Origin of the sequence: Novipirellula rosea (assembly GCF_039541335.1) — a bacterium.
GTDB lineage: Bacteria > Planctomycetota > Planctomycetia > Pirellulales > Pirellulaceae > Novipirellula > Novipirellula rosea.
This window is the reverse complement of sequence record NZ_BAABGA010000072.1, coordinates 58,362-82,545: the sequence shown is the minus strand read 5'-3', so window position 1 is coordinate 82,545 and position 24,184 is coordinate 58,362. Positions and strand designations below refer to the sequence as shown.

The 24,184-nt window shown below is 53.7% G+C and carries 19 protein-coding genes; 9 read left to right on the top strand and 10 right to left on the bottom strand.

Translation table 11 applies throughout. The features are described 5' to 3' along the window. Positions 1 to 647: transposase (locus ABD971_RS25655; protein ID WP_345326722.1), on the top strand; the 647-nt coding region annotated here is incomplete at its 5' end. A gap of 547 nt (positions 648 to 1,194) precedes the next feature. On the opposite strand, the gene ABD971_RS25650 is transcribed toward ABD971_RS25655, so the two are convergent. Then, on the bottom strand, positions 1,195 to 1,539 hold the full coding sequence (locus ABD971_RS25650; RefSeq protein WP_345326721.1) for a hypothetical protein: 345 nt from the start codon (positions 1,537 to 1,539) through the stop codon (positions 1,195 to 1,197). Between the two features lie 851 nt (positions 1,540 to 2,390). On the opposite strand from ABD971_RS25650, the gene ABD971_RS25645 reads away from it, so the two are divergent. Next, a complete protein-coding gene (locus ABD971_RS25645) occupies positions 2,391 to 3,575 on the top strand; it encodes a hypothetical protein (RefSeq protein ID WP_345326720.1) in 1,185 nt (394 codons plus the stop codon). A gap of 191 nt (positions 3,576 to 3,766) precedes the next feature. On the opposite strand, the gene ABD971_RS25640 is transcribed toward ABD971_RS25645, so the two are convergent. Next, a complete protein-coding gene (locus ABD971_RS25640) occupies positions 3,767 to 4,468 on the bottom strand; it encodes a transposase (protein ID WP_345326719.1) in 702 nt (233 codons plus the stop codon). A gap of 472 nt (positions 4,469 to 4,940) precedes the next feature. Further along, positions 4,941 to 8,414, bottom strand: a complete 3,474-nt coding sequence (locus ABD971_RS25635; protein ID WP_425571372.1) for a PVC-type heme-binding CxxCH protein — start codon at positions 8,412 to 8,414, stop codon at positions 4,941 to 4,943. Between the two features lie 539 nt (positions 8,415 to 8,953). Between ABD971_RS25635 and ABD971_RS25630 the strand changes: the two genes are divergently transcribed. Further along, complete coding sequence (locus tag ABD971_RS25630; protein ID WP_345326718.1) at positions 8,954 to 9,493, top strand: AlkZ-related protein; 540 nt, start codon at positions 8,954 to 8,956, stop codon at positions 9,491 to 9,493. A 161-nt stretch (positions 9,494 to 9,654) separates the two neighbouring features. Here the strand turns inward: ABD971_RS25630 and ABD971_RS25625 are convergent, their stop codons facing one another. Both ABD971_RS25625 and ABD971_RS25620 read right to left on the bottom strand, forming a co-directional pair. After that, entirely contained in the window at positions 9,655 to 10,782 is a 1,128-nt protein-coding gene (locus tag ABD971_RS25625) for a glycosyltransferase family 61 protein (RefSeq protein WP_345326717.1), read from the bottom strand. A gap of 422 nt (positions 10,783 to 11,204) precedes the next feature. After that, complete coding sequence (locus ABD971_RS25620; protein ID WP_339938629.1) at positions 11,205 to 11,855, bottom strand: protein-L-isoaspartate(D-aspartate) O-methyltransferase; 651 nt, start codon at positions 11,853 to 11,855, stop codon at positions 11,205 to 11,207. Between the two features lie 327 nt (positions 11,856 to 12,182). Between ABD971_RS25620 and ABD971_RS25615 the strand changes: the two genes are divergently transcribed. From ABD971_RS25615 to ABD971_RS25600, 4 genes are all read left to right on the top strand, one after another. After that, complete coding sequence (locus ABD971_RS25615) at positions 12,183 to 14,201, top strand: M13 family metallopeptidase (protein WP_425571371.1); 2,019 nt, start codon at positions 12,183 to 12,185, stop codon at positions 14,199 to 14,201. A 680-nt stretch (positions 14,202 to 14,881) separates the two neighbouring features. After that, positions 14,882 to 16,201, top strand: coding sequence for a TadA family conjugal transfer-associated ATPase (locus tag ABD971_RS25610; RefSeq protein ID WP_339938627.1), 1,320 nt, complete (start codon positions 14,882 to 14,884; stop codon positions 16,199 to 16,201). Positions 16,202 to 16,358: 157 nt separating this feature from the next. After that, positions 16,359 to 17,327: a type II secretion system F family protein gene (locus tag ABD971_RS25605; RefSeq protein WP_339938626.1), complete on the top strand. Its 969-nt coding sequence runs from the start codon at positions 16,359 to 16,361 to the stop codon at positions 17,325 to 17,327. Positions 17,328 to 17,440: 113 nt separating this feature from the next. Beyond that, positions 17,441 to 18,421: a type II secretion system F family protein gene (locus ABD971_RS25600; RefSeq protein WP_339938624.1), complete on the top strand. Its 981-nt coding sequence runs from the start codon at positions 17,441 to 17,443 to the stop codon at positions 18,419 to 18,421. A 58-nt stretch (positions 18,422 to 18,479) separates the two neighbouring features. On the opposite strand, the gene ABD971_RS25595 is transcribed toward ABD971_RS25600, so the two are convergent. Genes ABD971_RS25595 through ABD971_RS25580 form a run of 4 tightly spaced genes read right to left on the bottom strand, consistent with a single transcriptional unit; the run spans position 18,480 to position 21,924 of the window. Then, positions 18,480 to 19,427, bottom strand: a complete 948-nt coding sequence (locus ABD971_RS25595) for a universal stress protein (RefSeq protein ID WP_339938622.1) — start codon at positions 19,425 to 19,427, stop codon at positions 18,480 to 18,482. Positions 19,428 to 19,441: 14 nt separating this feature from the next. Beyond that, entirely contained in the window at positions 19,442 to 20,845 is a 1,404-nt protein-coding gene (locus ABD971_RS25590) for an ArsB/NhaD family transporter (protein WP_339938619.1), read from the bottom strand. Positions 20,846 to 20,890: 45 nt separating this feature from the next. After that, positions 20,891 to 21,286 carry a DUF4112 domain-containing protein gene (locus ABD971_RS25585; protein ID WP_345326716.1) on the bottom strand — a complete coding sequence of 132 codons (396 nt, stop codon included), beginning with the start codon at positions 21,284 to 21,286 and terminating at the stop codon, positions 20,891 to 20,893. A gap of 56 nt (positions 21,287 to 21,342) precedes the next feature. Then, entirely contained in the window at positions 21,343 to 21,924 is a 582-nt protein-coding gene (locus tag ABD971_RS25580) for a hypothetical protein (RefSeq protein ID WP_345326715.1), read from the bottom strand. A gap of 35 nt (positions 21,925 to 21,959) precedes the next feature. Here ABD971_RS25580 and ABD971_RS25575 point away from each other — a divergent pair, with 35 nt between their 5' ends. Then, the gene (locus tag ABD971_RS25575) at positions 21,960 to 22,529 is read left to right on the top strand and encodes a hypothetical protein (protein WP_345326714.1); all 570 of its coding nucleotides are present in this window, start codon (positions 21,960 to 21,962) and stop codon (positions 22,527 to 22,529) included. A 64-nt stretch (positions 22,530 to 22,593) separates the two neighbouring features. Here ABD971_RS25575 and ABD971_RS25570 read toward each other — a convergent pair whose 3' ends face one another. Next, positions 22,594 to 23,160: a DinB family protein gene (locus tag ABD971_RS25570; protein WP_339938611.1), complete on the bottom strand. Its 567-nt coding sequence runs from the start codon at positions 23,158 to 23,160 to the stop codon at positions 22,594 to 22,596. 345 nt (positions 23,161 to 23,505) lie between these two features. On the opposite strand from ABD971_RS25570, the gene ABD971_RS25565 reads away from it, so the two are divergent. Next, positions 23,506 to 24,141, top strand: a complete 636-nt coding sequence (locus tag ABD971_RS25565) for a hypothetical protein (protein WP_345326713.1) — start codon at positions 23,506 to 23,508, stop codon at positions 24,139 to 24,141. Positions 24,142 to 24,184: the final 43 nt, after the last annotated feature.

Genomic DNA, 24,184 nt, shown 5'->3' with positions numbered 1-24,184 from the left:
GACGCACCATTTACCTTCCCGTTAAGACCGGTCCACTGTCAACTTTTCGTGGGCAATTCCAATCCCTGGACCTTTGCGATAGCCCAAGACTGGCGGACACGACACACCAAGAGGCTTGCAAACAGGTCACCCTCAGCGTGAGCGAGTTCATGCGGCGCTGGAGTCTTCACATTCAACCGGATCAGTTGACAAAGACTCGCTACTGGGGCGGCTGGAGTAACAATCGCCGAAGCGATTATCTATCACGTTGTCGTGAGCAGCTTGAGACGCAAGAAACTTCGTTCGCTACAGACGATGAACCCGAGCTAAATAGCGAGTTCGCCCTATTGTGTGAACAGTGCGGCAGCGACCGGATGGAACTGATCAGCGAAAGCCCCAAACCCTCCTGGAGCGAGTTGTTCTGGCATGAGCACAAGCGATGTCCGAGCTGGTACGCCCAGCGGCAACAGTCGTCCCATCGCCAGTTCTGGACCGCTTGCTATGGTTCGGATTTTTACGATTGGTACATCGAAACGCAGGTAGAAAGTGCAAAGCACATCGAGCCGCAACTGTCATCACCGATTCAACTGGCCCTACCAGGAATTTCGCTCTGCCCCCTGTCCCGAGTCCTATCTAGTAGACTCTTTCTCGCGGATCAGCCGTCCTGATCCGAGCCGCAGCGTACTCCAGTGCGGCGACAAAGTTCAACGCACGATCTATGCATGCACCTCCTGTGCCTCCATAGATCGCATTTCGTTATCCGAACTGCTTGATGCAAAAAACTTTCCTGTTTTGAATCCATACGAACCGACCTCGATCCTTTCAATCAAGCCGAAGCCCACACGCATGAAACCAAACGGTGTCCGACCGATATTTCGATTTCTTGCTGGGGGCATGTGTTGCCTTTTACTTTTGGGAATCTACCGGCTCTTTTTCGATATGCTCGCAGCCCCCACACCACATGGATTGTTCGCCACTGCTGGTATGGCTTTTGCGTTCGTAAACCTCGGTTGGATTTGCTGCACTGGTTCTCACCTCCCGTTCCGTTACGGTAGGCCGTAAGCTGAAGGACAGAAAAATTGGTGCGACAGAAAAAAATTGAATGCCATGCCGAGTCACGATTGGGTCTGCAAGACTTGCGTTGTCTTCATTTTTTAACCGATCATCTTTTAACCTTTCTCGGTGTCTCGGGGGCGTGGGCACTAGCGGTCGACATCACTGGTTCGAGTCGGGAACTTGCTGAATCAGCTTGATCGTTTTCAGGCGGATGTAGGTGTCGCCGCCTGCAAACATGGTTTCTTGAAACGTCTCGAATCGACCTTTGCGTTTACCCACGACAAACGGCACGCCCTCGATGTACACGATCTTCGGATTTTCGATGGGGATGCCGGTGTCGGTCGTTGATTCTGCGAACACCCAAGTGCCTTTCATCTCAAAATCGGGCAACCCAAAGCTTTTCGGTGTCGCCGCCTGAACCGGACGGATTTCGTGCATCGAAACCATGACCGAAGAGAGCACGATCACGCCGCAAGTGAGTGTGAGAAACTTTTTGATTGTCATTTTCGAATCTATTGCATGAAGCTGGCTGTGTTGCATGAGTGATCGCCGAACGCCAAGGCAAGTCGTCGAGTGCAACTTGCTCTTGGGGCGGGGATATCGATCTGCAACCAGATTAGGACGCGGGAACGAGCGATGACGGGGGACTCGCTGTGTTACCGTCGCAATTCGTTGAAACTCTTGCACCCTGCCGCCGACAATCCGCACAACCACCGCAATCTTCCTTGTCTATTTTTCATTCGCGAGAAAGGAGAATTGGGAATCCAGCAGAAGGCAACGCAGCAGCCGAGAGAAGAGAGGCAAAGCGAGAGGCGAAGGAACAAGTCACTTGGTCGGAGCGTTAAAGTCTACCTTGGCAGTGCTGCCTTTGAAAGCTCGGTGAACGTTGTGTGGTTGCTAGCTCAAAATGGCAACGTTTGGCTCTGGCTTGGGGCGATCGTACGCAGCGTCATTCATCGAATGCGATCATTCGTTCACTGCGAACAAAACGGGATGAGTACCCGCTAACCCGGCGTGGTCCGCAGTTCACGGGCTTGCCGCTGCAAATGATAGCGGCGATGTGAGCAATCGGCGTGAAAAAAGGTGTCGGACACCTTTTTGGTAGAATGGGTAAGGTTGCGGGCGGGCTTTCTGGATGGTGCTGCGTCCCTGCTGGCTTGGTTGCCCTTGAAAATTGAGCCAAGCGAAGCGGTGCTGAGATTGTTGAGACTTTCGCCAAAATTGTTGATAATCGGCCGCTTCCGGCATGTCGCTGCGTTGGGGGCGGACGGAGGCGGTGATTGATTTATGGCGTGGTTTTGATCACAATGCCCCCTCTGCCTGTCCCTTCTCCTTCCTCAATTGAGTCTGCTACTGTGCCATACACCCGAGCTGCTTTCTGCTTCACCATCGCATTCGTATTTGGAATTTCCTCACAGGGGATGGCCCACGAGGGACACGACCATGACCATGATGCATCTGGAAATCACCCTTCCGCAGCAGTTGATTTAGCCACTGCCAAAAACACCTTTAACGCGAACGGCAAGACCTACCGCTGGGAGCATCGTCCCGAACTGGGCAAGCAGTCCGATGCGATGATTGCTGCGGCCAAAGGTGGTTTGCACAACAATGCGGACGTCGATCAGACGACCCACGAGATCGTGACGGTGGTTGCCAAACATGGTTTGGTAACGCTGGATGCCAAATTGAAAGAATGGAAACTTGTTGAGGATCAAGATTCGGTCTTCGCCGGTGGCATGAACGCTCACGGAGCCGACTGCTTCGTGATGGATGGCCAGTCGTATTGGGCGTTTGCATCGACCAACACCGGCGAAGTAGTTGTTTCGCAGCGTGGCAAAGTGGTCGCCAATCTGAAACAACCCAAAGGCACTGAGTTTGACAATCCGACCGTCAATTCGTATTTCGCTGCCGGTGGCAGATTCACTCCTTGCGATGTCGTTTACCTTCCTGAAGCAAAACGACTGGTCACCGTGATCGGCTATGCTCCGGGCGATTACGCGTTGTCGGCCGAGTTGCGTGACGGCCAGTGGCAATGGGGCGGTCCAGCGTGGGGCGGAAAAGAGAATGTGGGTGGACCTTTTAACACCGCACACGGTGTTCAAGTCGCTACCGAGGGTGGCCAAGAAATTGTCGAAGTCGCATCGCGTGCCCATGGCCGCGTCTATGCTTTCACCGCCAGCGGAGCACAGATCAAGGCACCCGGAGCAGACAAACAGTATTACGTCGAGTTGCCTAAGGGATCGAACCCTTGCAATATCTCGCATAACGGTTCGAGCATGTTTTTGCCGCTGCTGAATCCATTGTCGATGACCAACGGGGTCGCTCCCGTGTTGGTAATGAATGACGGCAAGCCCGCCGGTTCACTGATTCCAGCAACCTACGACGAGCTTGAGTACATGCACCACATGCACGGATTCTGTCCAGTGGAAAAGGACGGCAAGCTGTACGGCGTTGTCCTTTCATGGCCAAATGGCGGTGAAAACGCCAAGGGCAAACGCAACGACGGACGCATCGCAATTTTCGAAGCCGTGGCGCAGTAGAGCAACGTGTTTTTGTGGAGGCGAAGTAACATTTAGGCAATTTTTCGTTGCGGTTAAGATGCGAGCCGCCACAGAATTGCAAAAGCCCCCTGCCAGCTTGCTGGCAGGAGCAAACGTTTTGCAATTAGATATTTCGGTCGCCAAACCTTTTCCCCAGTTGGCTTGCCCAACCGGAAAACAAGTTTTGCTGGTCAGTGCGATCCACCTACTACGTGAACGTCGTACTCGCTAAAAGTTCCTGCGTAGAAGCCCGGTTGCCATATTGCATTTTGCCCCATTGCGAATGCGGTATTGTTCATGATTGCATAAGCGATCTCTGCCGGGCTCTCTGCGATGGGGCCACGCAGCGCTACATGCAAGTGGTCTGGCATCCATGCGCGAATCGCTATTCCGTAACGATGTTTTGTTGCAGTCGCCTGCACTGCACGGTCCAGTTTTGCAAACTCGTGTTCCAGTCGAATACGCCGTCGATTGGCAACGACCAAAACAATATGCAGGTTGTACCAATAACGCCCACTGTTGGATTCGCTCGGTTTATCGAGTGCTACTGAGCGATCAATGACTGTAAATTGCTTGAGTATTTCTAAAAGACGTCGGTCAATGAATGCGTCCTTCTCGACTTGTTTGTGAATATAGTTTGTAACTTCGCGAGTATGGTTTTTTCCAATTCCTCGAAATGCAACCTTACGGCTGAATTTCACTGGCGTTCCACTTAATCGCAGCTCATGTTGTAAGCGTCCTTTGACGCGAGCGACAAATAGCGTGGGTGCGACGGTGGGGACTGTGGCAAAAGTGAATTGAATCTTGTCTGTTTCCCAAACGGTCGCGATTCGCCGAAGACTGTCTGATTTCCAAGCACTGTCGAGCGGATCAAAGAAGATCTCGGTTGGCATTGAAGGAAATTTGGTCCCCGAAGTGGGCCACCCAGTCCACGTGTACCGCAGATGGAAAGCGGGCTTAAGTTGCTCAAGGGAATAGACTGGGTTGGGCATCAGGAAAACTTTCCATTCCGGTTGGGCGAGCCAACCGGGGTAGTGTGTTTGTTGCCACCGTGTGTGTTAATTAAAAAAACGCGGGCACCTACCGGACAAGCCGGGATGGGGGCCGAGCAGCAATCGCTACCATCACCGCCGATGCAAATGCATCTTCCGTGACATCCTTTTTGGCTGCCTTTCATTAGACGGTATGCCGAGCCGTTTGTCGAACAAAAGTGTCTCCTCGTCGTGTTGCTCGGAGGTGAGATAATATTTGTTTTAGATAATCCATCGCGGCTGCGATTGTATTCACCTATCGACCGCGCATGAAAAAGCGGCGTGGGGAACTAGTCCCCGCGCCGCTTTGTTTAATTCATCGGCCCGCTTGCGATTACCGCTTGCGGATTTCCAGGATGTACTTCATCAGGTCGTCGAACTCCTTGCGGGTTCTCAGCTGACGCGTCAAGTTTTCGGGCATGATCGACACCTTGGACTCGACGACCTCTTCGATGTCATCCTGCTTGATCTTGATCGGCTCGGGTTGAGCAAGGTTTTGTAACACCATTTCGTCCTTGTTCTCCGAGACACGAACGCCGGTATAGACGTTGCCTTCCACGGTGAGCACACTGACTTGAGCATAATTCTTGTCAATCAGTTTTGATGGACGCAGAATCGAGTCCACCAATTGCTCGGCCGTCAACTTGGTCTCGATCTTGGCCAAGTCGGGACCGAGTCGAGCGGCGCCCTTAGGCGGTTCGTGACAGGCGAAGCAGGCCGCACCTGATTCAAAGAACAGCTTCTTGCCTCGCTGAACGTTGCCGCGGGAAATGGCAATTTTGGCCAGTTCGGCAGGCGATGCGCTCAACAGTTCGGCTTCCAAAGCTTCGTTGGAAAACTCTTTGGTTTCCGGGCTGTTCGATTCGAGGGCTTCTTCCAAAGGATGCTCGGCGAGCAGTTCTTCGGGTTTCCAGAACGTGCTGCGATCACTCGTTTGCTCGCGAACCTTCTTGACGCTGGCGGCGCTGACAGGCGACGACTGGTTGCCCCACGTGTTGCGGACAAACGTCAACACGGCTGCCAGTTCTTCGTCTTTCAACAACGAACGGAACGCGGTCATTGGTGGCACGCCACGCGACGGGTCAAACGTCTTGCCGTTGACCGTCATTTTTCCCCACACGCCGTGCAGTGCCATCTTGATCAGTCGCTCTTCGCTGCCGTTGACCCAGGGGCTGCCGACCAGCGGTGGATAGACGTTCGCACTTCCTTGACCGTGCGTTAGGTGGCAAGTCGCACAGTGTGATTCACGTTGATAGACCTCTGCCCCCAACTTGTATGCCTTGCGGTCGGCCCCTTTGAGGTGTTTCGGAGGATTGAACTTAACAAACTCGACTTCGGCTTTCGCCGCAAATCCACTCGCTCCCGTGGCGTCCACGTTTTCCCAGAAATGCTTCACCGTCTTGGCCGCGACGACCGCGTGCTTGACGTCCGAACTGAGCAGCGTATTGAGCAGTTCTTCGTTTCGCACGCCATGTTGTTGGTGCAACCACAGGGCTTCGAGAAGATGGTGGGCTTCGGTTTCATCGTTCGGATCAAAATCTTTGATCCACTGCTGAGCAGCTGCGATCACGGCGTCCGAGTCGCGAGCACTCAGTTCGACCCGGGTCCGATGACGAACGCCATCGACGGGGTGTTTCAGGTTTTCCAGTAGTGCGGCGATCGGTTGACCATCAATCGCGACTGGCTTTTGAAGTGGTCGATCTTTCACGGTCAACCGGAAGATACGACCATGTTTGTGGTCACGATTGGGGTCACGAATGTTGTGCTGCATGTGACCGATGATGGCGTTGTGCCAATCGGAAACGTACAACGCGCCGTCTTCACCGACGACAGCATCGGTCGGTCGGAAGTTGCGATCATCGCTGTTGAGCAATTCAAGCCCCGGGGTTCCCCAGACTTCTCCGAACGCTCGGTCCTTGCCATTTCCTTCGCGATCGAGCGAGTATTGTTTGACGCCAAGGAAACCAATTGTGTTACAGATCAGGAAATCGTCCTGCAATTCCTCAGGAAAGTGAGCCGACGAAAGAATCGCGTTGGCCGCAACGGGACGGAATTCTTTGGTCAGCAGGGTATGCATCTTGAAACCCTTGCCTTCGGGACGCACTTGATAGGATCGGCCCCCGGTACCATCGTTGGCGTAGCAGTAACCCCAGCGGTCAAAACTGGTGCCGTGTGGATTCGGAGCGTTGGCCGCATGCGGCGTGATGGCAAAGGTGCGAGGGTCGAAACGGTACATCCCCGAATCGCCGATGGTGAGGTTTTGTTTCCATGGCGTTTCGTGGTTGTGCACCAAGAAAATACCGCTTTGCCAATAGATTCCGCCGTCAGGACCGTAAATCAAATTGTTCGCGGCATGGTGCGTATCGGAGGTTCCGAGTCCTTGCAGAATGGGGTAACGCAAATCCGCTTTGTCGTCACCATCGGTATCCTTCAGGAACAACAGATCGGGGCCCGAGGTGACGATGACGCCGCCATTCCAAAATTCGAATCCAAGCGGGTTGTGGACGTGAGCAAAGATTTTGCGAGTGTCGGCTTTGCCGTCTTTGTCGGTGTCCTCGAGGATCATCAGACTGTCGTTCATCTCTTTGCCGGGTTCCCACTTGGGGTAGGTGTTCCAGCTGGCAACCCACAATCGCCCCTTGGCGTCGACCTGCATTTGCACAGGATTAGCCAAGTCCGGAAATTGGACTTCCGATGCAAAGAGGTTCAGCTGATAACCTTCGGGAACATTGATCTGCGCCATCGATTCTTCGGGGCTCAGGTAATCAATGCTGCCTTCTTTCTCGGCACTCGAACTTTTGCTACCTCCGCCGACGTTGGAGATTACTTTCACGGGTGGCGGGACGTTGCTGTCGTCGACCACATGTTTTTTGCCTTCGGCAGCTGCCCAAATCGCCTTGTCGCGGTTGGCGGTCATCACGTCTAGCATCACCAATTCGTGCTTCAGCACGTCGGCGTTACTTTGGCCATCGACAAAGGTTAACGTCGATCGGCTGCCCCAGACGTCGTTGCCATCGGTGGCGTGATAGCGATTGTGCCAATGCCAATTTTTGTCTTTGACTGCGGCATAGATGTCGCCAAGCTCGTCTTTCTCGGCAGCCGGCTTACCCAGCAAGGCTTGCGAAATGATTCCGCCAAGTTGGTAATAACCGTTTGCGTTCAGATGGATGCCGTTGATCGTGTACGTTTCGGCACTGGATGTGAACAACTGCATGGTGGGGTTGAACAGGTCGACAAAGGTGACGCCCGCTTCCTCCGCCGCTTTGCGTGTTGCTTCGGTATAGACCGCCAAATTCGCATTCAGCTCGGTACCCTCGGGAAGATGCCGATTGCCGGTATTTTGATAGGCAATGGGGCTGAACAGAACAAATCGGAGATCTTCGCCCTGTTCACGCCGCAGTGCGCTATATCGCTGAACGAGTTTGACCAACTCGGCTTGATAGGCATCCGCGCCGCCCGGTCCCGCGAACGACTCGTTGTATCCGTAGAAACTGAATACAACATCAGGCGCGACGTGTTGCAGGTACTCGTCATCGTTGGTGAAACCTTTGCTACGAGGTTTCTTGTTGACCATGTCGCCTGAAAAGCTCATGTTGCGAAAGCGGACGTTCATCCCTTTCAGATGGCTCTGCAGAATCGTTTCGACCCATGGGTCATGCTGCATTCGGTCGGCGAGACCATTGCCGTATACGGCGACCACATCGTTGGGCTCGAAGCCGAAGGACTGGTCGGCTCTGGCCGATGGGGTCGCGATCGTCCATGAGATAAAACAGGTGATCAGGAGTACAGACAGGGGGTGTTTTAGCATTGCAAAGAAGCTGCGATTCATTTTCTGGATGTCGCTTGGTTTTGTCTGGGCTGTCATGCGAACAAGCTCGCACAATGACACAGGGGGCTAGGAAAGGTGCGATTAACGGGGCGTTCCCCGACGGTAGGTACGAAGATTGTAACCTAGATGGGTGCGAAACGAGAACCAGAATCGTCTCACACACCGATTCTTCTTAGGTTTGATGGCTTCATGCGCCGTTTGCGCGGAGGCATCCGAGGGTAACCCCGATCGCGATCGGCACTTTGTCGTCTGCACCCAAATCTCAGCGACTCAGGGTGCGCTCGCGGCGTAAATCGTCCGCTAAATGTGTGAAAAAAAGGCCGATCGAGACGAGGCGGCCCCTCGCCGCTCCGCGACAACACCCTCGAATTTGTCCCGAAGTCGATACGATTGATCGCGGCCCCTGCTGCGGGATGGATTGTGGTTCCCCGTGGATGAGCCCGCCGTTAGGTTGTAAAACCGAGGGGCTCTGCCGATCCCAGGCTTTCCGTTCTTTCTGCAGCAAAGCCATTTTTTTTATGATCAAGACATTCGATGAGGCCTACCAGTTTGTACTGGAGCAGAAGGTTTGTACGATCTTCGGCAGCAAAGGATCTCCGTACACTTCGTTGTGGGACAACACGGGATTGTCTGAAAAGAAACCCAAGGCAGGAGGCTGGAGTCCGAAGGTCATGGCCGTTTGGGACTGGAAGACGCGAATTCCGCAGACTTATCCCGATGCGGTGTTCTATGGAAAGGTTCCCGGTGGCGATGCGGTGCTGATGGAGATGCAGCATTTTCGTGAACATCACTATCCCGTCGCCTATAAGCCAATTGGCGAGCTAGATCCGCTGGTCCAAGAAGTTTACGAATTCATCCGACTGGAACCTGATTACACCGGTCCGCTTCGCAAGCGAGCGATCACGCGACTGGGGTGCACGAAGAGCCAGTTTGATACGGCGCTCAAAAAACTGCAGGTGAGTTTGAACATTGTTCGCTCGAACGACCCGAAACTGAAAAACGATTTTTGGCTTCCGATGCGTGAAGTGCACCTGGACATCGTTCGCGAGTACGAGTGAGGATCACCCGCAAATTTTCACGAAGGCAGGGATCGCGAAACAGGGCACGTCCAGCGATGAATCTTTGAGGTCGTGGTTCTTGCGAAGGATCCTCTATGTGCTCAAGCTGCAGGGAGCTTTAGCAAGCTCCACTACGTTAGGATTGAGCTTCGGGCAAACCACTAGGCCGTTTGGCGTTGCGGAGGATGGTGGGCGTTGCGAGCCTGCAGCATTTCGGTGAGCGTGCGGTCCAGCGTTGACGGGGCTACCCGCAAGTGACCATCATGCGACGATTTTCGTACGTTCGCTTTGTCGGCGATCAAGTACCAATAATCGAGTTGGGATGCAGCAGCGAGTGAATGAAAACAAGGGACGCTGAAGGTTTCATCGCCAGTGATTTCAAGTACTTTCGATCCCGGAGGCATCATCAGCATATTGGTCAGACCGGCACCATGGTTTGTGACCACACAGTGAGCCTGAGAGAAAATTTGTAGTTGTTGTGTCCAGCTAAGATCTTCTGCCACTACGGTGCGAAAACCATGCTCGGCTAAGACGGGAAGAATGTCTTGTTCGTTTTCAATGCGTCGACGCTTAGCGTTGCAACGGCTAACGTAGATTCGTGATGTTTCGATTGGCGAGCCGCTTGCTAAAGTCATGTCCGCTGCTAAAGACGCGTTCGTCGCTTCGCCGGAGAAGATCTGGTTCAAGAACCGCTTTCGCAACGCCTGGATCATCGTGTGACGAACATTGCCGCACGACGCGACGTGCGAGGGCATCGTGAGATCGCGGCAGCGGATTCGCTCAAATCGATGCAGGAAACGCACTTCTTTGAGCCCATAGGTGCGCAGCGATTCCGCCACAAACTTCATGCGTCGAAGCTGTGCGGGCAACAACAGCGTCATCGACTGAAGGTCACAGTGCATCGCTGCCAATTCAAGTCGCGGCAAGGCGTCACACATCCAGTGATAGTAATTGGAACACCAGTCGTCGGTGATCCAAACCGCAGGCGAGTCGAGAGTTTGGGGCCGGCTGAGCCATGATTCGATCGCAGCCTTGGTGGGCCCGTGTCGACGATACCAGCGATCAAGACAGGGGATTGCCGCAAGCGATTCGGCGATCGGACGCCCCTGCGAAAACGCGGGACCTCGGCCTCGGACTTCCGCGTCTTCATAATTCGCAATTTTGGGATGAGCTAAACGCTCATGCTGGAGCGCAATAAATCGTGCTCGATGACGTGGATCTAAATTCGAAGGAAGAGGCCGATCGACCATTTCACCCGAAAGCGGTGTCTCGTACTCTCTAATCTTCACTTTTGTCCATCCAAGGAGGGCAATTCGGAGGCGGCCAAGCAAGCGGGCGAAATTCTTCTCATTGTCACCCGGCGGCACACCTCGCGATGCGGGCGGTTACGGTGAAACCCGTTGCTGCGACTCTTGTGTATCGTGATCCGTGGGACCGGTTCAAGACCAACCTGGGGTCTGCCCTCGTCGACCGAGCCGTTCGTGTGGCTGTTGAGTCGTTAATTCACAATCGTTTAGGTCTCATCTTCCCACCCCATGCTTCGCTCGATGGAGGTTCTAAAGTATTCGCCACAAACGACTTAAGGAACGCGTTTTTAACTCGAACATGCAACTCAATAAGTGGATCGGGGCGACGACTCGGTTCAGGCGACTTGACTCGCCGCTTGCGTGTCACCGCGATGGAGTCACGGACACATGCCGCCGACACATTGCTACCAACCCGCTTCACCCACCAGAGGGACAAAATGGACGAACCCGAGTTCTTCGTGCTTAAATTCGTTTTCGTCTCGCCGAATCACGCGAATCAGTTTTTGGGACCCTTGTTTTTCGCCCACTGGAATGACCAGACGTCCCCCCAGATCGAGTTGCTGAAGCAAGGGGGGCGGCACGCATGGTCCGCAAGCGGCGACAATGATCGCTGCGAACGGGGCGTGCTCGGGTAAGCCGAGTGTCCCGTCGGACTGGAAGACGCGAATATTGTCGTACCCGAGTTGTTTCAGTCGCTTTCGTGCTGAATCGGCTAGTTTGGGGTGTCGCTCGACCGTCAGTACCTCGTTTGCGATTCGCGACAGCACGGCGGCGGCGTAGCCTGAACCGGTACCGATTTCGAGCACTCGCTCGTGCGGTGCTAACTGCAGCGCCTCGATCATGTAAGCGACGATCAGAGGTTGCGAAATGGTTTGTCCAAAACCAATCGGCAGCGGGGCGTTGCGATAAGCAAATTCGCGATTCTTGTCATCCACAAAATCTTCACGGCGTACCGACATCATCGCTTGCAGGACCGCTTCGTCCCGGATGCCGAGCTGCGGCAACTCGTCGCGGATCAATTGTTCTCGCTGATGTTGAAAATCGTCGTCGCCCATCACATGGCCACTCCCTTGCGTCCCCGGGTGGTCTATTCATCATACCGCTGGCGGTCACAGCAAACAAACTGTCAAGATTCTCGCGTCGCCGGATAAAGCGATTCGGCGTTTTCGGATAGAATGCCGCCTCGGTTTGGTCAGGGGGGCGGCGTTCCCGAGAGCCAAGGTGGACGATGATTTCGAGCAAACGCGACGAGATTTCGGCTGCACTGGATTTCGGCTCTATTGGCACTGCGGACGCTCTGGACCGCTCACGTTTCAATTCAATCCAGTCGGAGACTACCATTGATAGGTTTCAATCGAATTTCGCTTTTAGCGAGCGCGTGCTTGTGGGGTGTCGCGAGTCCGATAACATCGGCAACGCTTCATGCGCAGCAAACGGATCCATCGGCGACGTCCGCTGTTTCCGGGATCGACAAGTCGTTGTTTAGCGAGAACGTTTCGCCAGGCGAGAACTTTTACAAATACGCCAATCAGAAATGGTTGGAAACAACCCAGATTCCTGGAGACAAGTCGGACTACGGCATCTTCACGATTTTGAACGATCAGACTCGCGAGCAAGTTCGCGAGTTGATAGAAGAGTCGGCGGCAAAAAATAGCAGCAAGGGCTCGGCCGCCCAGAAGGTAGGCGACTTGTACCGCAGCGTGACGGACATGCAATCGCGAAACAAGGCGGGGATTTCGCCGATCGAGCCTCTGGCTGCCACGATCGATGCGGCAACATCCAAAGCAGACCTTGCCAAGGTGCTTGGCCGTTTGTCGAGAAACGGCGTATACGGTCCGTTTGCATCCTTCGTCGGCGTGGATGCGAAAAAGAGTGATCAGTACACCGTGTACGTGACTCAGGCGGGTTTGACGTTACCGGATCGCGATTATTATCTCGAAGACGTACCACGTTACATCGAGCTTCGCGAGCAGCTGAAAGTCTATATTCGCGATTTGCTAAGCCAGTTTGGTTCGGTAAGTGATGCCGATGTCGAAAGCGTCTACAAAATTGAACATGCGATCGCAGAGGCTCAGTGGTCGAAGACCGAGAATCGCGATCCCGACAAAACCTACAACGCGACGACCGCTGCTGAACTGGCCGAGAAATTTGGCAATTTCGATTGGGCCGCTTATGCGAAAGCGACCGGGCTTGAGGACCAAGACAAGTACGTCGTCCGCCAACCGAGTTACATCGATGCCTTTGCAACTCAGTTTGCCGAGACCGATTTGGCAGCTTGGAAAGCGTATTTGAAATTTCATTTGATTGATGCCTACGCATCGGAGTTGACCGAATCGCTTGAACAGCGTCACTTCGATTTCCATAGCACTGCGATCAGCGGGATCACCGAGCAAGAGCCGCTATGGAAACGAGCGGTTAACACGACCAGCGGCGTGTTGGGCGAGCTTGTGGGCCAAGTTTATGTCGAGCGGCATTTCAAGCCTGAAGCAAAAGAACGGATGAACGAATTGGTCGAAAACTTGAAGCAAGCCTTCGCGAAACGGATTGAATCGCGAGATTGGATGAGCGAAGGAACGAAAAAACAAGCGATCGAGAAGCTGGGATTGTTTACCACCAAAATTGGTTATCCCGACGAGTGGAAAGATTATTCAAAACTGAGTATCGATCCCAATTCGTTGGCATCCAACGTGATCGCATCGGCTAATTTCGAGCACGAGCGAGATTTGCAGAAGCTGGGCGGGCCGATTGATCGCAACGAGTGGCACATGACGCCGCAAACGATCAACGCGTACTACAACCCAACGATGAACGAGATCGTTTTTCCGGCCGCGATTTTGCAGCCTCCGTTCTTCAACATGGCTGCGGACGATGCCGTCAATTACGGTGCAATCGGAGCGGTGATCGGCCACGAATTGAGCCACGGATTTGATGATAAAGGCAGCAAGTACGATGGCCATGGCAACTTGCGAATGTGGTGGACCCCGAGTGACCGCGAAGAATTTGAGCGTCGTGCCGCCGTCCTTTCGAAACAGTACAGCGAATTCGAACCGGTCGAAGGCAACTTCGTCAACGGTGACTTGACGCTGGGTGAAAACATCGGCGATCTGGGCGGATTGAGTCTGGCGTACGAGGCCTACCAACTATCGCTTGAAGGCAAAGAGGCGCCCGTGATCGATGGGTTGACCGGGGACCAACGGTTCTTCTTAGGCTGGTCGCAAATTTGGCGACGTTTGTATCGCGAACAAGAGTTGTTAAAGCGATTGATCACCGATCCACATAGCCCGAGTGAGTATCGTGTCAACGGAATCGTTCGCAACATGGATGCTTGGTACAAGGCGTTTGACGTCAAGCCAAATGATCCCTTGTACCTGCCGCCGGAGGAACGTGTCCGCATCTGGTAAGTTCACGCGGCATCGGTGCTGCCGAAAAAAGTGAACGATGCCATCGGTGCCATCGAAAGAAATGATGTAACGAAAGTCGCAACGACTTTCGCATGGCGGTCGCGGCGGTGACTTGGTTCAAGTTCCGCACGCGACGCCCTGCTGCCCGATCGCTTTTCGCCCGATCGTTTTTCGCTAAAGCGTCTTCTTGGATATTGGCAGTCGCATCGCCAATACATCCTCCCCCCCAATTCTCAACTGCCCGCTACCGACCGAGTTGTGTCTGGCCATGAGCGTGCCTTTCCTTTAGGGGGCTTTTCGTTGGGGGGCTGTTCTATGGTGGCATTCGCTGGGGCTGTCGTTGCATTCGCTAGGACCGGAACAAACCGGAACAATGCGACGTGACTTGTGGTGGAGTCACGTCGGATTGCTTCGGCAAATTTTCCCTATCCGGAACCTTCTGGCGTAATTTGTGCGGTTTGGGCGACCTGTACCTTAATCGTGGTCTATGTTTTCGTGGGTCATTCGATCATGACGTTACCGCACCCCCCCCCCACTGATTTGTTGGCGGGCGGCGAGCGGATCATGGCACGGGATGGCTCACGCGGCGTGCTTCGTATCTGAGCCTTGTTTTGGAAACAGGGATGGCAGTCGAAGTCGAATAAAACATTGTCTGAGCATTCACCGGGGAACTTCCAGTCATGCGATCTGGTACACAAACAGCCAAACCTGAAGTCAATCGTCAGCATCAGTTCGAAGAGATCAAGCGTCGCATTCACGGGAAATTGGTCGACAAACTAGACCTTTCGCGTGTGGGGGAACTGAAGGGCGAAACGCTGACTCGCGAAATTCGCCTGGTGGTCGAGCACCTTTGTGATGCCGAAGACACGCTGCTGAACCGTCAGGAACGCGATCGCATTATTGACGAAGTGCTTGACGAAGTACTCGGACTCGGGCCGCTCGAGTTGATTTTGAAAGACCCCAAGGTCAGCGATATTCTGATTAACGGTCCCAAGAACATTTACGTCGAAAAAGGCGGCCGGATGCAAAAGACGGACGTCGAGTTCCGTGACGGCAAGCATCTGCTGCAAATCATTGACCGCATCGTTAGTAAAGTGGGACGCCGCGTCGACGAAACGTGTCCGATGGTGGACGCTCGTTTGGAAGACGGTTCGCGTGTCAATGCGATCATTCCTCCGCTTGCGCTTGATGGAGCTGCGGTTTCGATTCGTCGTTTCGGTAGCAATCCACTGAAACTCGAAGACTTGTTGAATTACAAAGCCTTCACACCTGAGATGGTGATGTTGTTAGAAGGTTGTATCAAAGCACGTTTGAATATGATTATCGCCGGGGGTACCGGTTCTGGTAAAACGACGCTGCTGAACACGCTTTCCTCGTTCATTGGCCACGAAGACCGTATCGTGACGATCGAAGACGCGGCGGAATTGCAACTGCAACAAGACCACGTGGTGCGATTGGAAACACGTCCGCCGAACATCGAAGGCACCGGTGCGGTGACCGCGACCGACTTGGTCAAAAATGCACTGCGTATGCGTCCTGAACGAATCATTATCGGTGAGTGTCGTGGTGGTGAGACGTTGGACATGCTGCAAGCGATGAACACCGGTCACGATGGATCGCTAACAACGATTCACGCCAATACACCTCGTGACGCTATCGCTCGTCTGGAAACGCTGGTCATGATGGCCGGTTTTGACTTGCCCGTGAAAGCGATTCGCCAACAAATCTCAGGTGCGGTTGACGTCTTGATTCAAGCAAACCGTTTGCAAGGCGGTCCTCGTCGTGTGACGGCGATCACCGAAGTGGTGGGCATGGAGCAGGACACGATCGTACTGCAAGACATTTATCGCTACGTCCAAAAAGGCGTGGACGAAGATGGCAAGGCGTTCGGTCACTTCGAGTGCACCGGAGTCCGGCCATCGTTTATGGACAAATTGGAATCGTCCGGCGTGCGTTTGCCCGCGAGTGCATTCCGCGAACGCGTGATCATGCCTGCATAAACCCCTTAGGGGGAATCGTGTCGGTCGAGGGTTGATTCCTCGCCGACATTCCCGACTGAAAAAAACAAAGTAAACAGAGTATTCAAGTGCCCGCCGCGTTGACGCGAACACCGGAGCACATCTGAACCACTTCCTCGAGAATTAAAGCTTACTTGTCATGAGCGGAATCGTCATCATTGTCGCCGTGGGTGTCTTTGTTGCATCGTTGGTTGCATTTGCCATCAACGTTCTGATGCCAAATTCGGACTCGACGTCTGCAGAAGACCGACTGGCTGCAATGGCTTCGCGCCGTGGGGCGACGAACAACCCGGAATCCGATTTCAAATCGTTGTTGCTCAACGGTGGCGAGAACTCAACCAACCCGTTGGCAAAGTTCTTGGAAGAAGTGCCGGGGTTAAACGACTATCTCGAGCAAGCTGAAATCAACATGAACGCGATGCAGTTCGCGATGATTTGCTTTGCTGCGGTCGGTGCCGGAGTCGTCGTGACCGTAGTTTCACCGTTACCCGTTTTGTTGGCACCGATCGTCGGTTTGGCGTTTGTTGCATTGCCGATTGGATGGCTGATTTTCAAACGCAAGCGGCGGTTGAACAAATTCGGTAACCAAATGCCCGAGGCGCTCGAATTGCTGGGGCGTTCGCTCCGTGCGGGACACTCGTTGAACGCCGGTTTTGATCTGGTTTCCAAGCAGATGGAAGCGCCGTTGTCGGTCGAGTTTGGTCGCGCTTTTGAAGAGCAGAACTTTGGCATTCCGCTCGAGGAAGCGATTGAGGGGATGGCGGCTCGTGTGCCGAACATGGACCTTCGCTTCTTTGCCACGGCTATCATCTTGCAGCGTCAAACCGGGGGTGACCTCGCTGAAATTCTCGACAAGATCAGCCATCTGGTTCGCGAACGACTGCAAATTCAAGGTCAAATCCAAGCGTTGACCGGTGAAGGACGAATGAGTGGTGCGGTGTTGCTCGCGCTGCCTCCTGTGTTGTTCATCGTGATGCTGAAACTCAATTACGACTACGTGATGATGTTGTTCACCGACGAATATGGTCAATACATGCTCGGCGGTGCACTTTTCTCGCAGTTGTTGGGTGCGTTGATGATCAAGAAAATTATCACGATCAAAGTGTAGCGTCCTAAGTCATTGCCGCAGCCGAACGTTGCGGTGGTTTTCCAACCGGTTTGCAACTCAGTCCTCTTGAATTTTAAATCTCATTGAACGAGTTCTGTAAGGAACTGTCTATCATGAATACATTCACGATTCTCGCCTTCGCTTTGGATCCAGTGACGCTAACGTCGATCGCAATTTTTGTGGGGGTGACTGGTGTAGCTTGGGTCGTGCTCGGACGCGTTAGCGGCGACAGCAAGCCTCGCGCCGAAGCTCGACTTGATGCGATGCGTAGCACGCGAGGTGCACCGAGCGAGTTGTCCGAAACCGACAAGAAACGAGATAAGAACGCGAAGCTTGCTGCGGCGCTCGAGAAGGCCACGTCACCGCTGAAGGATACCGTGACCGGAACCGAGAAAGAGATGGGAGCGTTGCGAGTCGAGTTGATGAACGCCGGATTCCGCCGCGATACCGCGCCAGTGGTGTTCAAGGGAATTCAGCTGATCATCGCATGTGTCGGCTTGTTTTTGGGGGGCGTGCTGGGCATTTTTACGGATGGATTGACCCAAGGCATGTTGGTGAAATTGCTGGGCGGCTTGATCGTTGGCTTTATGCTGCCCAAGTTCGTGCTCGGACATTTGGCGAAGAAACGAAAAGAGAAAATCTTCCTAGGACTGCCTGACGCGTTGGATTTGATGGTGGTTTGTGTCGAAGCCGGTCTGGGGATGGACCAGGCGCTACGGAAGGTGTCCGAAGAGATGAAGAAGAGTCATCGTCAAATCGGTGAAGAGTTCAACGTGGCCAACCAACAATTGCAGTTTGGTAGCCCGCGAAGCGAGGTGCTCAGTGCACTCGGACAACGAAGCGGCGTGGATGATCTAAAGCAGTTGGCTTCGATTCTGATTCAGGCCGATAAGTTTGGTTCAAGCGTGGGTAGCGCGTTGCGTGTTCAGAGTGACGCGATGCGAACAAAACGACGCCAAATTGCCGAGGAAAAAGCAGCCAAAACGGCGGTGAAAATGATTTTTCCACTCGTTTTGTTCATCTTCCCAGGCATTTTTGTGGTCCTGGTGGGGCCTGCCGGGATCAGCATGTATCGCAATATGTTGAGCCAGTAGATCACGTCGGATCACTGGATGATCGCCGTTTGGGCGGCATCTACCAAAGGACCAGGGGTTAGTTCGCTGCGATATGTCCCGGGACGACCAACACCGGGTGCGGGCTGCGACGAATGCGGTCTTGAACAAACCCCTGGCCAAATCGATCGTCGACTTCCAACGGCATGACGAGCAACATTTTGTGCTTGTCACTCAGTGGATTAGGTGGTGCGATCTCGCCGGCTTGAGGCGACAAGCGGTAATTCAGGCTGCGCTGGGTCGCCGTTTTGGCCATGGCCGCGTGGATCGTTTGGTGAGTCTTGGTTAATGCGTCGCTGAATTGTTCGGGCTCAAACGGTTTTTCCGGATCGATCGCTTCGAGAATGCTACGGATGTTTTCGAAATGTTCTTTCTCGATCACAAGATTGAGGGTCACGGTCGCTTTTTCATTTGCCATGCCAAACACCCAACCGGCGGCACGTTGTTCCATGTCACATTCGCTGCCCACGATCATCGATACGGTGTGACAGCATTCGTCGAGCGTTTGGTCGCCACGTCGATTGACGAGGATGGGTTTAGGACAACGGCTCAGTAGCACGTCGATCACCGTTCCAGCGCTGTCGGTACCAACGTGGTCGAACGAGCGTCCGAACGGACACGGGACGATCACCAGATCAACATCATGGTGATCCAGCGATGCGAGGATCTTTTCGTAAGCTTCGCCTTCGGCCGAACGGATCGGGCGAGCTCCCGAGATCTTGTTGCACATGCTGGCGGCCAATTCCGATTCACCGCTGACGCTGTCACGCGCATCAAGCACAAGCGTTTCGATGTTGAAGCGTTCACGCAGATAAGTCGCGGACGCCAATCCTGTTTCGTCTTGTGGCGACCCATCGAGAACCCACAGCACTCGCGCGGGCACGATCGGCGTGATCGCGGCAGCTTGACCGACTTTTGATCGCTCGAACATTCGCATCGATGCATCGACTTCGCGATCGAGGTCATTGGATTCAGATTCGTTATTCATTTTGTTTCCATCGATCAATGGGCGAGAGGTGGTAAGTCGGGGATCCAGCCCAAGTTGTAAGCCAGCATCACGTAGGCGATCGCCCCGGCAACTTGAACCAACATGATGCTGCCGCCGAGTTTTAGAAACGTTCCCCAGCCGATGTGTACCCCTGCTTCGCGTTTTAATGCATAGATCGCAATCACGCACGAGATCGATCCGATCGGCGTTCCATTGCCACCAAGGTTGCAGCAGATGATCAGTGTCCACCACAACGGTTCGGCGGGGACCGCGTCGCCCGAAATGTCTTGGACGATCGGGATCAAAGTGGCGGCGACGGGAATATTGTCGACAATCGAACTGGCGACGGCTGAAAAAATGCCAAGCAGTGGTACCAGCAACGACAGCTCGTTGTCGGACAACGCGATCACTTGCTCGGCGACCCAACCCAGGGCGCCGGTTTGTTTGACGCATCCGATGATGACAAACAATCCCATAAAGAACAGGATCACGGTCCAGTTGACTTTGTGAATCGCATCCTCGACTCCCTTGCCGGCAAACAGCAGCGCGGCGGTCGCGCCGACCATGGCGACAAAATCCATGCCCACGCCCAATTGCTGTGCGAGCGCAAAGCCGACGACGGTCAAAATCAAGATGGTCGCGCTTCGCAATAAAATTTTGCGATCCTCGACCAGTGCCCACGGATCAAACGTATCGATTTGATCTTGCAGTGCCGCCTTTTGTTCGGCGGATTGTTTCCAAGGCAATTCGTTGCGGAAAAAGAACCGCAAAAATGCAATCGCGATGAACAGGCTGACGACCGCGTAGGGCAGCGAGACTTTCAAAAATTGCATGTACGGAATCCCCGCCGCGGTCCCGATCATGATGTTGGGCAATCCGCTTGCGAACGTGGCGATCGCACCGCTGTTGGCACAAATAGCGACGCTCAGCAGTAACGGAGCAGGTTTGTAGTCGAGTGATCGGCAAATCACGAGCACCAACGAGCTGAGGATCAACATCGCTGGGACGATGGTCAGCACTGAAACGAACAGGAACGTCACCAAACACAGTGTCAGGTACAACTTGCTCGCTTGGCCGCCCGTTAAACGCACGATCCACATACTCAAAAAGTGGAACAATCCGCTTTTGCCGACGACGTCGACAAGGATTCCCGTGCCAATGATCACGCCAAAGATATTCAGATCTTCTTTTAGAAAGTCGTAGATCTTGGGGTAGGGAAACAGATCCAACGTGATGCCAAGCACCACCAGCACGGCGGCCCCGCAGAGCGCCGCGACGGTTTTGTGAAACCGTTCGATCGCGACGCCGACGTAGGTCGCCATCATCACCGCCGCGAATAACAACATGATTCCGGCCGATGCGGGTTCGATCGGCGTTTCTTCCACAGCTGAAGCGAGCAAGTCCATCGGATAGTTCATCAATGCGGAGCAGGCAGATAGGATATGACGAGCCCCCACAACCTATCACGTCTTGGGTGATCGTCCACCACCGAGTTGCCCTTGTTTTTTTAGCTCTCGCACGATCAGGTCGGCGTTGCGGCGATTGCTTTTCCAATAAACATCAAAAATGTCCCCGACCACCGGAATCGCTCCGCCCAACATATCCAGCAGTGCATTGAACAACATTTTCCAAAACACTCGCTTGCGAACGCCCAGCCGGAACGCATGCCAAAACAGATAACCATGGCTGGCCGCGGTCGCTGCATCGCCAATTCCCGGAATCAAGCCGATCAAACTGTCCAAACCAAACCGAATATTGGTTCCTGGAATGTGGAAACGATCATCGAGCATCGAGGCGAAACGATGCAGTTTTTCCAGGTCGGGGTTTTGAGATCGATCGTTGGGGGCGGCGTTTGGCATCGAAGAAGGCTGGTGAAAATCGAACAAGGTTGGTGAAAAAGGAAGCGGGGATACGCTCAAGAGCGATAGTAATCGATCCACTGGATTTCGATCTCGGTTTCAGCAGAGAGCAATTCGCCGGGGATCTCCACTCGCATCGCGTCTTTCGTACGCGAAACTCGGATCTTGGCTTTTTGGGACGGTAAGTTCTGGAATTTGGTACCCTCGTCGGTCAGAATGAATTGATCCATCGCACCGCTGGTTCGCCGAGACCCTTGAATCAGGATGGATTTACCTCGTAGTGTGAATCCTTCGAGTTCAGCGAGCGGCTTTCCTGGTTTGTGTTGAATCAACAACAGCACGGTTTTCGGCCAAGATGTTTCCGCGGCGCTGCGATGCAGTTTCAGCTGGCCAATGCCGACGGAGGAAAAAATCTGAATTTGAAGCTGTTTGTCCGTTAGCTTGATCTCGCCACGGTCATCCGACTTTTTCTTCGCACCCAGCTTTCCCGTCGTGTTACCACCCGTCGTGTTACCAGTCGAGTTTCCAAACGTGAGCGAATAGCGTTCCATTGTCGCTGCGTTGACCGGCGAACCGCACAGCAGCATGCCCAGCAAGAGCACGGCAAGAGGAGTTCGAGAGCGATTTTTCGTCGACATCGTGTTTAAGCCGTTTGCTAAAAGGGGAGGGATTTTTGTCGTCACCCTATTCACCGCCGCCGCTGCCGAATCGTCCCGTCGTTCACCGAGCGTTGGGGATCGCGACACGATTCATTGCAGCCGTGTTTGCATTGTTGTCTGTGATGATCGTGATCATGGCCGCGTATCAATTGCGGACGATGATCTTGTACGGTGCGGGGGCGTCCGGTCCGATTCCGCTGGTCATCGCCACCGGTTTCCAGCTGGCGATACTCGCCGTGATCATCGCGTTGTTGTGGCGATTGAGCAATCACTTTCTGTATCCTAAGACGCATGGTTTTGGCGTTTGTGACCGACAAAATGCCGCTCATCTGTTGGCTTATCACGCGAATCTTGATTTGTCGCAGGTCTCGCTGCCCGATCCGTTGTACGCGTCTTTGCGGCTACGCGAGTTGTTGCTGATTTACACGTTGATGGATCGACAAGAACACCCCGACCGCTTGCTCGCATTATTGGCAACGATGAAAACGCACCTGGATCTGCAGGGCGAGTATGAAGATCAAGACGGGCCTGAAATCCACGATGGGCCCAAGGAATCCAGTACGGTTCAATCGCCCCTGGGATAACGCGAATTTTGCGTTTCCCCCGTCTGTCATGTTGCCATCCGTTTTTTCAGCGGCTTACCCGGTTTCAGGGAAGACGCGTCTCCATCGCGGGTTGCATTTTCAGCGGAACGTTGCAGCGATCGGCAACAATTTCTAAATGGTGCTGTAGATGCCCCGCCGCGATCCAAGCGAGCGCCCGGACCGTGACCGTTTGTTTCTCGGCGACACCGCTGCGATCCCAGGCGTTGGGAGTGATTCGCCGCAACAAGGCCACATTGGCTTGCCGAAGCGCCCCCAATTCGCCGACGATTTGATGGAAATTGCCGAGCCCAAAGCGGCTGTCGGCATACGCGTTTTCGTCCCATCCAGGAAGCTCGGTCGCATCGCCCGCAGCAAATCGCATGATGCGATAACCAAACACTCGCTCGGCATTGCTGCAGTGCTCGTAGACTTGGCGAATTGTCCATCCATACGGCGGGTGGATCTTGTCGAGCTGTTCGGCGCAAAGGCTGCCGGCGAGCTCGCAAATCGTAAACAATTGGTTGTCCATCGCCTTCAAGACACAGTCACCGGTGACTCGCTCGATCAGTTCTCGATGGTAGGGCGATGTGGTTTCAGCGGGCGTCGGACGCCGGCTTGCAATTTGAGGCATGTTCAAAACTGAGTAATGGCGTGGGAGGAATGTTTTAGCAGCGATCTACCCCGCAGTACTAAAGCCCAATGAGCAGTGCTAAAGGCCAATGACAGGACGATCGCTGAGTTGACGTGATGAAAATATACCAAGGTTGAAATAATACCAAGATTTATATTGTTTCTCGATTCGACTTCGCGGCTTCCGTCGTCATCACGGGGGGCCTGTGTGACTTGCCGTTACTGCAGCAAAACGAGAGGGGGGGCGTGATCCGGTTTCATTGCGAACGAGCAAGATTTTTTTTATGCAAACCGGTCAAAAAGAAGGAACTCAATTAATTACGTCGAGGAGTAGGATCTGCTACAAATGATATTTCAAATTAGCACTGAGTTAATCAAGGGGGGGATTTTGCTACAGATCATTGCGTTCATGTTCGCGATGGCGATGTTGGCTGGTCTCGCCTTGCTTGCTGCGGGATATCGTCAACTAGCCAAGATGCAGCGGCACTGTGATGCGTCACTTGAATGCTTGGTCGAAGCGATTGCGAAAGAGCATTTGATCGTCGGACATCTGCTCGACGCCTTGCCGAGTGACTTTGAGACCGCTCGTCAGATTCAATTGGCGGATGCTTTCCGAAAATCGGAGAACGCATTAAGTAAATTGCGTTTGGATCGTTCAAACCGCGCTTCGGCAAGAGCCTTGGCCGACGAGCAGCGTCAATTGGTGGTCACATCCTCGTTATTAGTCAAACAGGTTGAGGATGACGAAGTCCTGGCGCATCGCGGCACGATCCGAGGGTGTATCCAAGGTCTTGCTGCCGCGCAAGAGAAATCGCACGCTGCAATGGTCTCGTACAACTTGGCGGTGATCTCGATGGCCACCCATCGTGAGCTTCCCATCCCCTCGCTGGTTTGCGTGATGTTGCGATCTCACTCCCATCATCGACCTCTAATCGATTGGACTCCCGAATCGAGCAGTTCCAGCATGGAATGCGACTACTAATTCTAAGTCGCGTCGTTCCGATTTCAACGGCGATGGCACGAGT

Coding starts and splice junctions, on each gene's coding strand:
- ABD971_RS25620 (WP_339938629.1), bottom strand. CDS start 11,855: ATGGGCGACGACGATTTTCAACATCAGCGAGAACAATTGATCCGCGAC.
- ABD971_RS25610 (WP_339938627.1), top strand. CDS start 14,882: ATGCGATCTGGTACACAAACAGCCAAACCTGAAGTCAATCGTCAGCAT.
- ABD971_RS25640 (WP_345326719.1), bottom strand. CDS start 4,468: ATGCCAACCGAGATCTTCTTTGATCCGCTCGACAGTGCTTGGAAATCA.
- ABD971_RS25585 (WP_345326716.1), bottom strand. CDS start 21,286: ATGCCAAACGCCGCCCCCAACGATCGATCTCAAAACCCCGACCTGGAA.
- ABD971_RS25605 (WP_339938626.1), top strand. CDS start 16,359: ATGAGCGGAATCGTCATCATTGTCGCCGTGGGTGTCTTTGTTGCATCG.
- ABD971_RS25635 (WP_425571372.1), bottom strand. CDS start 8,414: ATGCTAAAACACCCCCTGTCTGTACTCCTGATCACCTGTTTTATCTCA.
- ABD971_RS25580 (WP_345326715.1), bottom strand. CDS start 21,924: ATGTCGACGAAAAATCGCTCTCGAACTCCTCTTGCCGTGCTCTTGCTG.
- ABD971_RS25565 (WP_345326713.1), top strand. CDS start 23,506: ATGATATTTCAAATTAGCACTGAGTTAATCAAGGGGGGGATTTTGCTA.
- ABD971_RS25595 (WP_339938622.1), bottom strand. CDS start 19,427: ATGAATAACGAATCTGAATCCAATGACCTCGATCGCGAAGTCGATGCA.
- ABD971_RS25570 (WP_339938611.1), bottom strand. CDS start 23,160: ATGCCTCAAATTGCAAGCCGGCGTCCGACGCCCGCTGAAACCACATCG.
- ABD971_RS25590 (WP_339938619.1), bottom strand. CDS start 20,845: ATGAACTATCCGATGGACTTGCTCGCTTCAGCTGTGGAAGAAACGCCG.
- ABD971_RS25630 (WP_345326718.1), top strand. CDS start 8,954: ATGATCAAGACATTCGATGAGGCCTACCAGTTTGTACTGGAGCAGAAG.
- ABD971_RS25650 (WP_345326721.1), bottom strand. CDS start 1,539: ATGACAATCAAAAAGTTTCTCACACTCACTTGCGGCGTGATCGTGCTC.
- ABD971_RS25600 (WP_339938624.1), top strand. CDS start 17,441: ATGAATACATTCACGATTCTCGCCTTCGCTTTGGATCCAGTGACGCTA.